The organism is Niallia circulans NBRC 13626, from assembly GCF_001591585.1.
Lineage (GTDB): Bacteria > Bacillota > Bacilli > Bacillales > Cytobacillaceae > Niallia > Niallia circulans.
On record NZ_BCVE01000001.1, the window covers coordinates 229,345 to 243,715 of the forward strand.

The following is a 14,371-nucleotide window of genomic DNA, read 5'->3' on the forward strand; positions in this document are numbered from 1 at the left end:
TTCATCCTCCCTTTTTCCATTCTTCTTATGCCTATTGAAAAGGGAGGAGCTCGTGGAAATGGCCATAACCTTGAACGTTAATGGAAGCCTTCAATTAAATACATAAATATTCCTCCTACTCCTTATATTTTGTTTGTACAGGAAAAAGGATTTATCACTTCCCAGCCAATTCCTTCAAAAAACTTTCTTAACAGCCACAAATGGTCACTGCCAATAAGAAGCAAAATACAATCTTGATCATTATCCTTTGTAATCTCTAGCACATTATTAAATATATACAATTCTCTTTTCATCCATTTATCTAGAAATGGAATACCAATTTTTACACCCTGTTTATTTTCAACTAAGACAAAAGATAAATAAAGATCCTCAAGTCTATGTATATATGCGTTCTCATTCAATCGGCGAAATGCCTCTATTAATGAACTTGTTGCAGACAATACGGGACTAGCTTTATTTAAACTTTCCATTTTTTCAGATATTTCTAGATAATTTTCCTTTATTTCATTAAATAGGTTTTGAACATCTTCTTGCCCTAATTCCCCTTCCCAATTTACCCCATATACCTTATCATGGTGTAATTTATTCGCTAATCTAAAACCAATTTGTTCAATCTCATCTGTAGAATATTGATTACTTTCTAGATGAAATTTTTCAATAAGAAGCTGCTCATCTTTTTTATCCCATTCTAAGGCGATTTTGGAAGGTCTCCATTCTGCTAATAATTGAACTAATTCTTCGATCTCTTCGTTTTTCCTTTTTATCATATCAGCATTTTCCGCAAAATGAAAAGTGCCTACTAATATTATCTTCTTCCTCACATACTCACCACCATCGCTAAAAATAATTTATCGTTAATTATTGCTTTTGCCTCTTTTTTGAAATTCTATTTTCTAATTCTATTAAAAATAATTCAGCGTTCTGCGGCGATATTTTTACACTGCCAAGGCTTGCTGTCATGTAAAATATTTCGATTGCTGGTTCGCATGTTAAGTCGAAAACCAGTAAATATATCATTCGTCTTAGCAACTTTAGTAATATTTTCATAGCGGATTTTACTGGGAAAAGGCCCCCCTTTTACTAGTAAATACTCATCAGTAAACACATACTTATTCCCAAATGTAATCCATGCAAAAAAAGAAGTACATAAGATAAAAATGGTGCTCATAATAATACTAGGCAATATGGTTCGTTCCTTCTCTATAAACAATGGACCTAACGTAACAAGCCCCATACTAAAAATAACGACTAACAACATGATAATAAAGAAGCGATCTACTTTCGAACGGAAAATCATGTTTTTCCCCACTCCTCTTACCATACGTATAAGGATAATAGTAAGTTTCAGTCAATTGTCTTTTCTTTTATGTAAGCACGTTGAAATAAAATTTCATTTTATTATTTGTTATTAATTATTGAAATTTCATTTTAGTTTTATTATAATCATCTCAAGGAAATCGCTTTCAAATCTAAACAAACTTGGAGAAGGAGTATTTACAATGGAAGAAAAGCTTGAGCTATTAACAACAGAATCTCGAAATGAGCAAACAATGCAAATCGATACGGCTGAACCAATGGAAATATTGCGGTTAATGAATGAACAAGATCAACTAGTGGCTCTTGCAGTCAAGGAAGTCTTATCTGATATAGAGGTAGCCGTCCAATACGTTTTTGAATCCTTCCAAAAAGGCGGTCGCCTTATTTATGTGGGCGCAGGAACGAGTGGAAGATTAGGTGTTCTCGATGCTGTAGAATGTCCACCAACATTTGGTACAGATCCCGAAATGGTGCAAGGACTGATCGCTGGTGGAGAAACAGCCTTTTTTAAAGCGGTCGAAGGATCAGAAGATCAGCCAGATCTTGGTATCAAAGATTTAAAAGCTATAAGTCTTTCAAAAAATGATACGGTGATTGGTATTGCCGCCAGTGGAAGGACTCCTTATGTTATCGGAGCATTGCAGTATGCAAGAGCAGTTGGAGCAAAAACAATTGCCTTATCCTGTAATAAAAATGCAGCCATCAGTAAAGAAGCAGAGCAAGCAATCGAAGTGATTGTCGGTCCTGAGGTGCTTACCGGTTCAACCCGGTTAAAATCAGGCACTGCACACAAAATGATTTTAAATATGATCTCCACTTCCTCCATGATATTGCTAGGAAAAGCATACGAAAACTTAATGGTAGATGTTCATGTAAGCAATGAAAAGCTTAAGGAACGAGCAATCGCTATTATTTGCAAAATTGCAGATGTCTCCTATGAACAAGCATTAGAAACATTGGAAGAGGCAAACTTACAAGTCAAAACAGCAATCGTCATGTTAAAAACAAATTCAAGCAAGCAAGAAGCAGAGCAGCTTTTAGCAAATGCTAATGGTTATGTAAAAAAAGCAATTCAAAAGTAATCTGAAAAGGTGGTTTAGAATGTGGTAGCAGGTGGTTTAAAAATTATTCAAAGCATGTTGGAGCAGCTCCCCGCTTCCGAGCGAAAGATTGCTGCGTTTATACTAGAAAATCCAAATATGCTCTTAAACAGTACCGTTCATGAAATCGGCGCACATGCAGGTACAAGCGGAGCCGCAGTTATTCGACTCTGTAAATCCTTAGGCTTAAATGGCTTTCAAGATTTAAAAGTTAGAATTGCTGGCGATTTAGTGAAGCCCCTTGAACAAGGATATCGCGATATTGAACCTGATGAATCCTTCTACTCTATTGTTCAAAAAACAACTAGTAACAGCATTCAGAGTATCCGTGATTCTGAAGAAATAATTAATTATGAAGAATTGGAGCGCGCTGTCCACACTATATCTGCTGCAAAAAATGTTCATTTTTTTGGGATTGGCGCTTCCAATATTATCGCTAAAGATGCTCAGCAAAAGCTTCTGCGAATTCATAAAAACGCTACTGCCTTTACTGATATACATCTTGTCGCTACATTAATCGGAAATGCTGGCAAGGATGATATTGTTTTTGGAATCTCCCATTCAGGCGAAACTCCTGAAGTAATTAAAGTCATGTCACTTGCCAAAAAACATGGTGTAAAAACAATCAGTCTAACAAAATACGGTCAATCCTCTGTTGCTTCATTATCAGATATTAAGCTGTTTACTTCCTATTCAGCGGAAGCTCCCTTTCGAAGTGCAGCCACATCGTCACGCCTAGCTCAGCTATATATCATGGATATTTTGTTTCTTTCAATGGCAACAGCTCAATATGAGGACACTATTACCTCTATTGATAAAACAAGAGAAGCTATTCAATTTATTAAAGAAGGAAAGTAGCATTCGCTTAAATGTGTCTTCCCTATCTAGAAACAACATGGTGCCTGGACACATTTGATGGGAGTGCAAAAATAAATAATAGTGGAGAGAAGGGAATTTAAGATGGCTGGTGAAAACAACAAAATTTTAGCAGAAAAGATTCTCAAACAATTAGGTGGTCCTGAAAATATTGTTAGCTACACACATTGTATGACAAGACTTCGTGTCACACCGAAGGATTCTTCCTTAATCAATAAAGAAGAATTAAAAAAAGTGGATGGAGTATTAGGAGTTGTAGTAGAAGAAACACTGCAAATTATTCTTGGCCCTGGAAAAGTAAATAAAGTTACAGAAGCCTTTAGTAGATTAATCGATGATGCTGGCGGGATTAATTTAAAAGAAAAGGCAGCAAACAAAAAAGCTGAGATTAACAAAAAGAATGCAACACCTTTCAAATTATTTTTGCGCAAAATTGCTAGTATCTTCATTCCTTTAATTCCTGCTCTTGTAGCTTCGGGATTGATAACAGGAATTACAAAAGCCATTGTCCAGGCCGGTGTGCTGGCAGAAGAATCACAACTTGCCATCATTTTATCTGTGATTGGCAGTGGATTATTCGGATACCTCGGCATATTAGTCGGCTCAAATGCAGCAAAAGAGTTTGGCGGTTCGCCAGCGCTTGGAGCTATTGCCGGTATTTTGATAATAAACCCCGCTGTTGCTGGCATTCATTTATTTGGCACAGATTTACTGCCTGGGCGAGGCGGATTAATTGGCGTGCTATTCGCAGCTATCTTTATCGCATTAGTTGAAAAACAAGTTCGTAAATATGTGCCAACCTCACTAGATCTTTTTATTACACCGACTGTCGCTTTATTGCTTACTGGTATTTTGACTTATCTTATATTTATGCCGCTTGGTGGTCTTATTTCCGATATTATTACAAAAGGATTAACCTCCTTACTGGATATTGGGGGCGTAGTTGCAGGATTTGTTCTTGGAGCAACCTTCCTTCCCCTTGTTGTCACTGGGTTACATCAAGGGTTAACACCAATTCATCTAGAGTTAATTAATACAATTGGTGATGATCCTCTTCTGCCAATTCTTGCAATGGGTGGTGCTGCCCAAGTAGGTGCGGCGTTTGCGATTTACTTTAAAACAAAGAAAAAACGATTAAAAAGAGCTATTGCTGGTGGTCTTCCTGCAGGGATTCTTGGGATTGGAGAGCCATTGATATTCGGTGTTACCCTTCCGTTAGGGCGTCCCTTCTTAACGGCATGTTTGGGAGCTGGAGTCGGCGGAGCATTTCAGGCTGCATTCGGAGTTGCTACTGTAGCTGTCGGCGTATCTGGTATACCACTTGCATTCCTAGTTGTTACTGGTCAAGTGTTTCTATATTTAGCAGGGGTATTAATTGCTTATGCCGCTGGATTTGTTTTTACGTATTTATTTGGCTTCAAAGATGAAATGGCTGGTGAGTTTGAATGATTGGCATATCCTTTTATTTAATGGATCCTATAGCGGAAGAACGAATTATCCGCGCTGGAAAATTAGGAGTAAAGCGGGCATTCACCTCTCTCCATATTCCGGAAGAGTCTGGGGAATTAGCGACTAGAGCCAAAGCGCTTATGACTCTGGCTGCTGAAGCAGGAATAGAGGTTTTTGCCGATGTTTCCTTAAAAACGCCTAGTCATTTAGGATTAAACAGTTTAATGGAGTTAAAAAAGCTAGGGGTTATTGGCCTTCGATTAGATGATGGTTTTGATAATGAAATGATTTTTTCCCTTTCCAAAGCTTTTAAACTGGCTCTTAATGCTAGTACTTTCCAAGAGGAGGACTTGTCTACACTTATAAAAGCTGGTCTGAACGCCAATCAATTGATAGCATGGCATAATTTCTACCCAAGACAAGAAACAGGATTATCCATTTCCTTTTTTCAATCACAAAATGAAATCTTCCAGCGTTTTGGAATACCTATTAGTGCATATATTCCAGGTGATAAAGAAAAACGCGGCCCCCTATTTGACGGTCTGCCGACATTGGAAAATCATCGGCACTTAGAGCCATATCATGCTGCATTAGAGTTATTTCTAGCAGGGGTTGAGGATGTTTACATTGGTGATTATGGAGTCAGTGAAGCACTACTTCATAAATTAATCGATTTTGACCAGCATCATTATGTCTCCATCCGCATCCAAGGTTACCAAGAAGGCGAGTTCCAGCTTCGTCCTGATCTTTCCCGAGATGTTCTCCGCTTCCTAGATACGAGAAGTCTAGAAAATATCTACCCGGAGAACACAGAAGCACGTCCAGCCGGCACAATCACAAGAGATAATGACCTTTATGGACGCTATCGCGGAGAAATACAAATCACCCTGTGTGATCTTCCAGCAGATGAGCGAGTCAACGTTATCGGAAAGGTGGTTGATACAGATATACCGCTTCTATCCTTACTAAAACCTAGTCAAAAAATAAAACTTGTTCCTGTTTACTCCTAATTAGAGCAAAATTGTAAAGAGGCAAGATACAAAATATAAAAACATCCCAAATGCTTGCTTGGGGTGACAGTTTGTCGACAAAAGGGAATCAGAATGTTTTCATTCTGAACCCTTTTGTAATTTAGGGTCTTTTTCGTTATTTTATTGTATTTTGATTTATTCTTTATGCTCTTCTTAAGCTGTTACCAGACTCACCCAAGTCCAGTTGGCGTTCATGGATGCAAAAATAAGCATCGCCTGCATAGACAATTTTTTAAGCCCCCTTAAAGTTGTCCATCGCATACCATGCTTTTCTTTTCCATCTGCGAAAACACATTCAATCGTTTCTTTTTGCATAAATTTTTCTGATAACTTGTTTATGTCGAAGGTGATCTAAAGCAAGATTTCTTTGAATAGAAGAATGTTTGGAAAGCATGACTTCACCTCTAAAAATTATCTACCTATATTTTAAAACCAGAACTCGCCCCATGAAAAGCGAACCCCTGTAGAAGAAATCAATACCCTATTAGAAGAGGACACAAAAAAGACCATAGGCAAAACCTCAAATTTCAAGGAGTTTGTCTACAGTCTGACATCCCAAAATGCTTGTTTAAGATGTTTTTATTTGCAGCTAAAGAACAACTTGTTTATACAGTAGTTCTTTCAATAAAACGAAAAAACATTTCCTCTTTCGTTATTTCTTTGCTAATAGCTTGTTGAAATAAGTTCTTTCCCATCTCTAAAAGCGGAATTTCCATTGTAGATATTTCCATCAGTTTTGCAATAGATTCGTTATGATAACCTATTATCGCAAGCTCTTCTGGAATTTTGATTCCTTGTTTTTGACAATAGATAACAATTCCTGCTGCAACTTGATCACTTGTCACAATTAATGCAGTCGGACGATTATCCATTTGCAGTAAATGATCCATCACTATTTTGGCATCTTCAAAGTAATTACAGTGATCGATAATATATTCTTCACAATAAGGAAGTTGATGTTCCGAAAGAAACTCTTTATAGGCATTTGCACGTAATTGGCTGCTTGGACCAGTTTTTCTTCCAATACAGTAGCCGATTCTTTGATGCCCCTTTTTATATAAAAATGCTAATGCTTCTTTGAAAATTTTATACTGGTTAACAAATGTAGAAGAAACTTCCTTCCCCTTTGTGTCTTCACACAAAACAATTGTTCCATAGGAAAGATATTCTTGAATTACAGACCATTCGCAAGTTCGCGAACAAATGATGAGGGAGTCAATTTGCTTTTGCTTCAACATTTGTAATGCCTCTAATTCCCTGCTTTCCATATAATCCGTCTGAAACAATACGAGTTTATAATTATTCTCCAGCGCTTGTTTTGCTATCCCTTTTAACAGCAACGCAAAATAAGGATGGTCAGAAAAAGGAAGGACAACACCAATCATTTGTGTTTTTCCTTTACTTAAATGAACTGCATTAATATTTTGTTCATAATTACTTTCTTTAATTGCCGCTAGTACAGCATTTCTCTTTTCCTTGCTTACATATGGATGATTATTAAGGACACGGGAAACAGTTGTTACAGAAACACCAGCCATCTTTGCTAGATCTTTAATGTTTGTCATACTTTTCACCTTTTCAAAACCCAATATCTTTTTTACCTTATATATTAAGAATACAGTTTCTGGTCTTTTCTGTATACCCCAATGAAATAGCCTGCAAAAGATGAAATTTATGTTACATCCATTGATTGTCCAGACGACTTAAGCAAACATAAGCTAAGCTATAAAATAGAAGCAAAATAAATTTCTGCCCCGCTTATCTTATTTGCTTAAAGTGTAAAGGATGAAACGCATACCAGGTTAATGTGAAAAAACAGATAAGCATGGTAGATCTATGTATATTTTTCCAATGTATCCTATTTAAATAAGAGTGCCATTATAAAAAAATTAGGATACAAATACAAATGTCCATTTTTTATTTTTTCGTGCTTTTCTATCAGTCTTGGAGTAATTAATCCATCTCATTTGATTAATTCTGGTCATAATCATTAAATCGATTTCTGCTTGGGCCTCATCCATAATCTCCTTAATTGCTGACAAACTGAGGGAAAAATAACTAGACGCCTCTTTAAATGGGGAATGGTTAACCAATAGCTCCATAAACTGTTTCTCGCTCACAGCTATCTTCTCTAACTCTTCTTCTTTAGTCGTTATGTATTGATAAATTTCCCGTTTTTTTTCTGGCATATTTGCAATCGCGCTTCGATAAAAAATTTGCACTAATACAGGATTAACGGAATTCATTTCTGATTCCTCCATTTTTTGTGTAGATAAAAGTCGTCAAACCCATAAGCTGACGACTTTTCTTTCTATTCATTACCAGCTTGATTTTTTCACTCCTGGAATTTGTCCTTTATGGGCATATTCTCTAAAAGCAATGCGGGACATTTTAAATTTTCTTAAGTACCCTCTTGGTCTACCAGTCACTTCACATCTATTTTTCAAACGAGTCGGTGAGGAATCTCTTGGTAGCTTTCTAAGTGCTTCCAAGCCTCCCTTTTCTTTTAATTCCATTCGAAGCGCTTCATATTTTTCAACCATGGCTTGGCGTTTCTTTTCTTTTACTACTTTCGACTTTTTTGCCATTTCTGCTTCCTCCAATACATTTGAATTACATAAAACGAAATGATTACGATTTAATAACTATAAAAAAATTATTTTGTTTCTCTGTGCAAAGTGCGCTTTTTTAAACGCGGACAATACTTCATCAACTCGATACGGTCTGGATTATTTCGTTTGTTTTTGGTTGTAATATAATTTCTATCTCCTGTTTCTGTACATGCTAAGGTAATTTTCACTCTCATTTTTTCTTCCTCCTAATAAAATTGAATTTTTTTACTCAAAAAAACGCAGGCAGTGGATCAATAAATTTAGTCCAATCCTTTTTCATTTCCATATCAGTCAATAAACAAGCATCTAGCTCTTCTTCCATTTGCTGTTGATTCATGCCAATCCCAATAAACACTAACTCTGTCATGCGATCTCCGTAAAGAGGATCCCAACGTTTTTGTAAATCTGCATCTTCCTCTAAAACTTCTTTCTGCTCGCTTTCCGAATAAGCTGCTACCCACATGCCCGCTTCTTGTATGGTTAAGGACGGTCCAGCTTGGGAAAGTAATCCGGCAATATCATTTCTCGTGGCCAGCCAAATAAATCCTTTCGCCCGAACTACTTCAACTGGCCAGTCTTGCAACCACTGCATTAATCTCACAGGGTGAAAAGGTTTATTGCTACGATACACAAAGGAAGAAATTCCATATTCCTCTGTCTCTGGAATATGCTCTTCATTTAATTCTTTTATCCAGCCTGCACCTTGACTAGCAGCGTCAAAATCAAATAACTGAGTATTTAAAACTTGATTTAAAGGAATTCTGGAATATTCACTTTCTATAATTTTGGCTTCCGGGTTAAATTTTTGGATAACTGCTTTCAGTTCCTGTAGTTTGCTTTCCGAAACTAAATCCGTTTTATTTAACAAAATGACATTCGCAAATTCAATTTGATCAATTAACAAATCTGCTATTTCTCTTTCAGCCATTTCACCCACTGCTTGCTTTCGGTCTAAAAGACTTTCACCAGATGCATAATCATGCCAAAAACGATGAGCATCTAAGACTGTAACCATCGTATCTAACTGACAAAATCGCGATAAATCAATCCCTACACTCTCATCTACATATGTAAATGTTTGCGCAACCGGAATCGGTTCGCTAATTCCGCTTGATTCAATTACGATATAATCAATATCACCTAATTGCACAAGCTTTTCCACTTCAATTATTAAATCCTCCCTAAGTGTACAGCAGATGCAACCATTTTGCATTTCCACCAATTTTTCATCCGTTCTTGAAAAACCGCCCTGTTTCACCAATGAAGCGTCAATATTTACCTCACTCATATCATTGACAATCACAGCCACCTTTAGGCTTTCCCTATTGGATAGAATATGATTTAGCAAAGTAGTTTTGCCTGACCCGAGATAACCGCTTAAAACAGTAACAGGGATTTTCTTATTATTCAATACTCTCACTCCTAAAAAACAAATCGTTATCATTCCGATTTAAACTTTACACTTTAGTTATTTCTGATGAAGTAATAACTATTCTATAATAAAACGAAATGATTACGATTTGCAAGTGTTTATTATATACTTTTTTATTAGGAGTGACATTTAGTTACGGAAGGGAAGTTAAAATTTATGTTAAATTCCCCTTCTTCTTCTATCTTTATCTTAATTACTCTGCTATCTTTATACTATTAGTCTCTGTATCAAAAATTCTAGTGCGAATATCATCTTTAGAAAGCAATAAATCATTTCCCTCTTGATCAAAACAGTAAGCAATTGGGATAGAAAAACCGCAATTTCTATAGGAACCATCAGCATGACTTGTCTGCTAATTTCAACCTCCACCAAAACGATTAACTAGCTATGTTTGTGGTTGACCTGGCATGATATAAGTCGGTATATCTTTCAACATACCATTTTGCACTTCCTTCTTTTAACTTCTAATGTAGTAAGGTAAAACATAGGGCTACTAAATAGAGATAAGTAATTTCTGAGTTGACCATTAACTAAATCAATTTTCCATATCTTTAAAATTTATCTTACTCATAATTTGTAGCTGTAATAAAATCAAAAGCACCTGTTGAGCTAATTTCATTTTGATATTGAAAATTATATATTAAAATCACAGCATTATATGATTTCTTTAGATTTATACTTTTCTGGATTTTTGGGATGACAATTTCTTCATACGAACACCCATCTAATAATGCTGCAATATCACTACTACTATTCTTATACACTTCTTTTTCTATCGTATCCTCATCTGTTTCATCCACATCAATCTTAAAATCGATAAAGAATTGGGATGGGACAGACTCGCCATCCTCATCATAAGTTAAATCTACATACTCTCCTATTGAGTCCTCATCGTTTATATTCCCTAACCAAACTGAAACCCACCCCTGTTTTTCCATTATAGTAGCCTCCTATTTTAGTCTTAAAGTATGAGGCAGAGACATAACTCCACCCTCTAATCTATTACTGCTAACAATTATCATGTGCTTTAACGGGGCTTCCCCCTACATAATCGGGATTGACATCTGATATAGTTGTTCTTATATCTTTAATCTCTTCAGTATTAAATATATCCACACTTAAATTGAGGAACCCTTTAAACTAAGTTCTACTCATGTAAATCTCCTGATTTTCTAAGTTAACGTGCATTTTTCTTTCTATTTTTTTATTTTTAATCCAATTTATAAGCAATAATTTTTCCTTCTGGATAAGCACCATTCCAACCGCAAGGAAAGGCACCAAGTTGATATATCTCAAACAAATCTTCAAAAAAAGATTTATTCTTTCCGTTTATCGCTCGATTAATGGCACAATTAGTAAGATCAGCTACAACATCGTTATAAAATATACTATATTTAAATGAGTTTTTGCTCACATTACCAGCAATAACTTCTAATAATTCTTCCAATCCTTTAGGCTTTTCCTTTTCTGACATTGCGTAATAAGTCTCCCAAACTTCACTCATTTCCAATTCTCTGATATCTTTCCAATTATACTCTTCCTCACCAAAAATCTCATCATAAGCTAAATATTCTGCTTTTTTTATATCATTAATAATAACAATTTTATTGATAATATTATTAGTAAGTTCGCTCTGGAAATTTTTCGAGAACCGAATTACCTCTTCAACTAAATTATTAAATACACCATAGTTCATTACTTTTATACCACCTTTCTCAAAGTCAACGGTTACCCCATCCACCTGCATGTACCATGTTATCTCACCTAATTATCGTCTTATTTTCACAAACCACTTAAAATATAATGCCTTGATGGTACTAGGATTCTAAGCTCTCCGTTCTCAAACAAAATTTTCTTTTCGTTTCACTAAATATCAGTTTAATTTATTATAAATTAAAAAAACCTTGAAAAGGCACTTTGCCAATCAAGATTTGTAATTTTTTTATTTTAAGGCACATACACAATAATTTCACCAATCGGGTATGACCCCTTCCACCCACATGGCCACCCTCCTTGCTTATAAATCTCAAAGATTTTTTCATAAAAATTGTCTGTTTTCCCATTAACTAATCGATTTAATGCACACATCATGAGGTCACCCTCAACTTCCTCATTAATATCAATATAATCCAAAGGAAGAAAGTCGTTCGAGTAATTGTTATAGTCATTAAAAAAATCATATAAATCATCTTGTTCAGTTACTAAATCCAAATCATATACCTTTTGAACAATACTTCCTGCTTCCTGTGATTTAACATTTTCCCATACAGTATCAACTTCACTTGAGTCCTGAGACCAGGCAAGGTTTTGTGCTTCCTTGAAATTATTTATTACCTCTAAATTATTTACATGAAAGTTAATCATATTAAACATCTTATTATGACGAATAAAATCCATTACTTCTTCTACTAATTGAGTGTTTTCACCCAATTTCATTTAGATAACCACCTTTCCCTTAATTCTTCTATTTTTCTTACAATATTGTTATAAATTGCTTTGAAAGCAACTATGTCTAGATAGACTACTAACATCGTCAAAAGGTATAGGTAAAAATACACCATTTGTAAAGTCATTCATTTTCATTTTTAATAACTGGAAGTTTATTTTATGGAATAGGAATTTTATATCTTGCTTGATAACCTATCCAACTTATAGAGCCGGGGAATCCCATTAACTCTAGTAAATTTTTTCCTAGGATCGTGTGAGATAGGGTTTCCAGAAGGACATGGAATAAGTCTATTTGCCTTATCTATAACTTTAGGAATATTTAAAAATAATGGCCGACATCCTATCGCTTTTGATTGCCTTGTTTCGTCTTCTTATCGTTTCATATGCAATGCTATATCTACCCCTTGCTTGACCTTGTGTAGATACTCGAATATTTCTGATAACTTCATAACATGTTATGCTTTAGGATTACCGTAACGCTTAGCCTCTATATTAATCAAATCATTGTATGGGGCTTTTGCGATGCAATCAACCCCTTTACCGATTAGTTCTCTTCTTTATATGCTAAGGCAATCTCTACTACTTCCTCTGGAGATAAATCCTCATCATTCCAAAAAATTAAGTCACTCGGAGCAGGATGAGGAACATTTTCTTCCAAAATTTCTATATATTCACTTACCTTTTCATCAGACTGCTTAGGATTACATATTTTTTTTACTAGTTCAACTAACTCATCTTTAGATAACTTTTTACTCATTTTTCTACCATTCCTAAATTACTGCCCTTTCTTTCCAAATTGATAAGCAGTTTTTTAAATATTTTAGTGTATTTTTGATGAAGTAATCATTAAATTATCAAGTTTGAACACTTCTTTACCCTTATCTATAGGCTTTTATGTAAGTATATATGATTTATGTTTACCATCATGTTCTACTATAGGAGCAATAGAGGTATTTCCCTCTAACATCCTTGAAATATTACGGTTGTTAGACTCCTTTGTAAGTCTATGATTTTCCACAGTCTTCTAAATCTCTTTTTCTAAAATTATCAAAGAATTAAATTGCTTACCTAACAGTTTTATCTCCTTGGCATTACACTAATTGACTCTTTTTATATAAGTTTGGTGTGGGTTTGAAGACTTCTGTCTAATTTAAAGCTATTACATTTTAAGGATTTTCCTATACGCGAGAGGTTATTCAAATAGATTTTCAAACTCAGTAGACCAAAAGAATCCTGCTTCCATACACTTACTATCAATTTTCTCTAGTTCCCCTTTTAGCCACTCCATTACTACTTTAGGTATATCGTTATCAATATAGGCATCCTCTCCGTTAATCTCTATTGCTTTATCAATCATGGATACATAAGCTAATATACATTCTGCAAACTGATTCAGAGATGAATTAACAAATATCACTTTATAATTATCCCCATTAGTAAGTGACACTATGTTTTCATCCTTCTCCGTTATACAGATTGGATTCCCCGAACCAGTTGACCCTAACTGTTCTGGCATATCAAATACATCGGTAATAGGTTTAAATTGGGACGAAGTAAATTCCAAATACGGCGGTGGAGTCTCCGGTAGACCTCCTATAGACAAAAACCTCTTAACTTCATCCGAAAAATATGTATTCATTAAATCTACTTCTTTAAATTTGTTCAGTGGGCCATTCTTAATACAATCCCATTTATTAATAAATTCTTCTGGTGTCATCACCATTCTCTCACCTTCTTGAATCTTTTATAAAGGTATCCAGCCTTCTTGCAGTTTCATCATCTATTCCAGCCCCTAATCCATTTTCCATATTATGGATACCAACAGTAGAAGAACCACCACGTTTTCTAGATTTGTGATTTTTAATATCCTTTTGACCTTTTTGACTTTCCCAGTAATAGGTTTCATCCTTTTCTACTATTCCTTTAAATAAATCTATATTCTTTAGCGAGTACAAAAAACACTTTATGTCTCAAATAAAAAGCAGTAACGTGAGTATACCAACTATCTTGGTTATCTCGGGCATCTGCCTACATTCCATTGAATCTGTCACCATTATGAATAGTTGTTCACTGTATTCCAATAGGTACTAGGTTCATTTTATCTGG

General features: G+C 35.2%; 16 protein-coding genes and 2 pseudogenes. 4 read left to right on the top strand and 14 right to left on the bottom strand.

Annotated elements, in window-relative coordinates; all coding sequences use genetic code 11:
- Positions 1 to 122 precede the first annotated feature (122 nt).
- Positions 123 to 821 carry a DUF5694 domain-containing protein gene (locus BCI01S_RS01205; protein ID WP_061796284.1) on the bottom strand — a complete coding sequence of 233 codons (699 nt, stop codon included), beginning with the start codon at positions 819 to 821 and terminating at the stop codon, positions 123 to 125.
- 92 nt (positions 822 to 913) lie between these two features.
- The gene (locus tag BCI01S_RS01210; RefSeq protein ID WP_061796286.1) at positions 914 to 1,297 is read right to left on the bottom strand and encodes a PH domain-containing protein; all 384 of its coding nucleotides are present in this window, start codon (positions 1,295 to 1,297) and stop codon (positions 914 to 916) included.
- 202 nt (positions 1,298 to 1,499) lie between these two features.
- Between BCI01S_RS01210 and murQ the strand changes: the two genes are divergently transcribed.
- From murQ to BCI01S_RS01230, 4 genes are all read left to right on the top strand, one after another.
- Positions 1,500 to 2,399: an N-acetylmuramic acid 6-phosphate etherase gene (gene murQ, locus BCI01S_RS01215; protein WP_061796288.1), complete on the top strand. Its 900-nt coding sequence runs from the start codon at positions 1,500 to 1,502 to the stop codon at positions 2,397 to 2,399.
- A 21-nt stretch (positions 2,400 to 2,420) separates the two neighbouring features.
- Complete coding sequence (locus BCI01S_RS01220) at positions 2,421 to 3,275, top strand: MurR/RpiR family transcriptional regulator (protein WP_047940562.1); 855 nt, start codon at positions 2,421 to 2,423, stop codon at positions 3,273 to 3,275.
- A gap of 102 nt (positions 3,276 to 3,377) precedes the next feature.
- The gene (locus BCI01S_RS01225) at positions 3,378 to 4,742 is read left to right on the top strand and encodes a PTS transporter subunit EIIC (RefSeq protein ID WP_047940561.1); all 1,365 of its coding nucleotides are present in this window, start codon (positions 3,378 to 3,380) and stop codon (positions 4,740 to 4,742) included.
- Positions 4,739 to 5,752, top strand: a complete 1,014-nt coding sequence (locus BCI01S_RS01230; RefSeq protein ID WP_061796291.1) for a MupG family TIM beta-alpha barrel fold protein — start codon at positions 4,739 to 4,741, stop codon at positions 5,750 to 5,752. Before BCI01S_RS01225 ends, BCI01S_RS01230 begins: the two co-directional genes overlap by 4 nt.
- A 174-nt stretch (positions 5,753 to 5,926) precedes the next feature.
- Here the strand turns inward: BCI01S_RS01230 and BCI01S_RS24560 are convergent.
- From BCI01S_RS24560 to BCI01S_RS25860, 12 genes and pseudogenes are all read right to left on the bottom strand, one after another.
- Positions 5,927 to 6,125, bottom strand: a pseudogene (locus BCI01S_RS24560) (transposase); the annotation flags it as partial.
- 253 nt (positions 6,126 to 6,378) lie between these two features.
- Complete coding sequence (locus BCI01S_RS01235; protein WP_047940558.1) at positions 6,379 to 7,338, bottom strand: LacI family DNA-binding transcriptional regulator; 960 nt, start codon at positions 7,336 to 7,338, stop codon at positions 6,379 to 6,381.
- A 324-nt stretch (positions 7,339 to 7,662) separates the two neighbouring features.
- The gene (locus BCI01S_RS01240) at positions 7,663 to 8,019 is read right to left on the bottom strand and encodes a hypothetical protein (protein WP_061796292.1); all 357 of its coding nucleotides are present in this window, start codon (positions 8,017 to 8,019) and stop codon (positions 7,663 to 7,665) included.
- Between the two features lie 72 nt (positions 8,020 to 8,091).
- On the bottom strand, positions 8,092 to 8,361 hold the full coding sequence (gene rpsN / locus BCI01S_RS01245; RefSeq protein WP_047940556.1) for a 30S ribosomal protein S14: 270 nt from the start codon (positions 8,359 to 8,361) through the stop codon (positions 8,092 to 8,094).
- Between the two features lie 68 nt (positions 8,362 to 8,429).
- Positions 8,430 to 8,579: a 50S ribosomal protein L33 gene (gene rpmG / locus BCI01S_RS01250; protein ID WP_016203575.1), complete on the bottom strand. Its 150-nt coding sequence runs from the start codon at positions 8,577 to 8,579 to the stop codon at positions 8,430 to 8,432.
- Positions 8,580 to 8,614: 35 nt separating this feature from the next.
- Positions 8,615 to 9,796, bottom strand: a complete 1,182-nt coding sequence (locus BCI01S_RS01255) for a GTP-binding protein (protein ID WP_235844419.1) — start codon at positions 9,794 to 9,796, stop codon at positions 8,615 to 8,617.
- A gap of 584 nt (positions 9,797 to 10,380) precedes the next feature.
- Positions 10,381 to 10,755 (bottom strand): immunity 22 family protein, encoded by a 375-nt coding sequence (locus tag BCI01S_RS01260; protein ID WP_061796294.1) that lies wholly within the window; start codon positions 10,753 to 10,755, stop codon positions 10,381 to 10,383.
- 272 nt (positions 10,756 to 11,027) lie between these two features.
- Positions 11,028 to 11,513 (bottom strand): hypothetical protein, encoded by a 486-nt coding sequence (locus tag BCI01S_RS01265; RefSeq protein ID WP_047940713.1) that lies wholly within the window; start codon positions 11,511 to 11,513, stop codon positions 11,028 to 11,030.
- Between the two features lie 251 nt (positions 11,514 to 11,764).
- Positions 11,765 to 12,253 (bottom strand): hypothetical protein, encoded by a 489-nt coding sequence (locus tag BCI01S_RS01270; RefSeq protein ID WP_061796295.1) that lies wholly within the window; start codon positions 12,251 to 12,253, stop codon positions 11,765 to 11,767.
- A 556-nt stretch (positions 12,254 to 12,809) separates the two neighbouring features.
- The gene (locus BCI01S_RS01275; protein ID WP_047940552.1) at positions 12,810 to 13,022 is read right to left on the bottom strand and encodes a bacteriocin immunity protein; all 213 of its coding nucleotides are present in this window, start codon (positions 13,020 to 13,022) and stop codon (positions 12,810 to 12,812) included.
- A gap of 435 nt (positions 13,023 to 13,457) precedes the next feature.
- Positions 13,458 to 13,985, bottom strand: coding sequence for an SUKH-4 family immunity protein (locus BCI01S_RS01280; RefSeq protein WP_047940712.1), 528 nt, complete (start codon positions 13,983 to 13,985; stop codon positions 13,458 to 13,460).
- 88 nt (positions 13,986 to 14,073) lie between these two features.
- Positions 14,074 to 14,260: pseudogene (locus tag BCI01S_RS25860) on the bottom strand (IS1595-like element ISSpps1 family transposase); the annotation flags it as partial.
- Between the last annotated feature and the right edge of the window lie 111 nt (positions 14,261 to 14,371).

Bases quoted from the DNA above. Each gene is read 5' to 3' on its own strand.
- BCI01S_RS01265 (WP_047940713.1), bottom strand. From the start codon at position 11,513: ATGAACTATGGTGTATTTAATAATTTAGTTGAAGAGGTAATTCGGTTC.
- BCI01S_RS01230 (WP_061796291.1), top strand. From the start codon at position 4,739: ATGATTGGCATATCCTTTTATTTAATGGATCCTATAGCGGAAGAACGA.
- BCI01S_RS01235 (WP_047940558.1), bottom strand. From the start codon at position 7,338: ATGACAAACATTAAAGATCTAGCAAAGATGGCTGGTGTTTCTGTAACA.
- murQ (WP_061796288.1), top strand. From the start codon at position 1,500: ATGGAAGAAAAGCTTGAGCTATTAACAACAGAATCTCGAAATGAGCAA.
- BCI01S_RS01210 (WP_061796286.1), bottom strand. From the start codon at position 1,297: ATGATTTTCCGTTCGAAAGTAGATCGCTTCTTTATTATCATGTTGTTA.
- BCI01S_RS01275 (WP_047940552.1), bottom strand. From the start codon at position 13,022: ATGAGTAAAAAGTTATCTAAAGATGAGTTAGTTGAACTAGTAAAAAAA.
- BCI01S_RS01225 (WP_047940561.1), top strand. From the start codon at position 3,378: ATGGCTGGTGAAAACAACAAAATTTTAGCAGAAAAGATTCTCAAACAA.
- BCI01S_RS01270 (WP_061796295.1), bottom strand. From the start codon at position 12,253: ATGAAATTGGGTGAAAACACTCAATTAGTAGAAGAAGTAATGGATTTT.
- rpmG (WP_016203575.1), bottom strand. From the start codon at position 8,579: ATGAGAGTGAAAATTACCTTAGCATGTACAGAAACAGGAGATAGAAAT.
- BCI01S_RS01240 (WP_061796292.1), bottom strand. From the start codon at position 8,019: ATGAATTCCGTTAATCCTGTATTAGTGCAAATTTTTTATCGAAGCGCG.
- BCI01S_RS01260 (WP_061796294.1), bottom strand. From the start codon at position 10,755: ATGGAAAAACAGGGGTGGGTTTCAGTTTGGTTAGGGAATATAAACGAT.
- rpsN (WP_047940556.1), bottom strand. From the start codon at position 8,361: ATGGCAAAAAAGTCGAAAGTAGTAAAAGAAAAGAAACGCCAAGCCATG.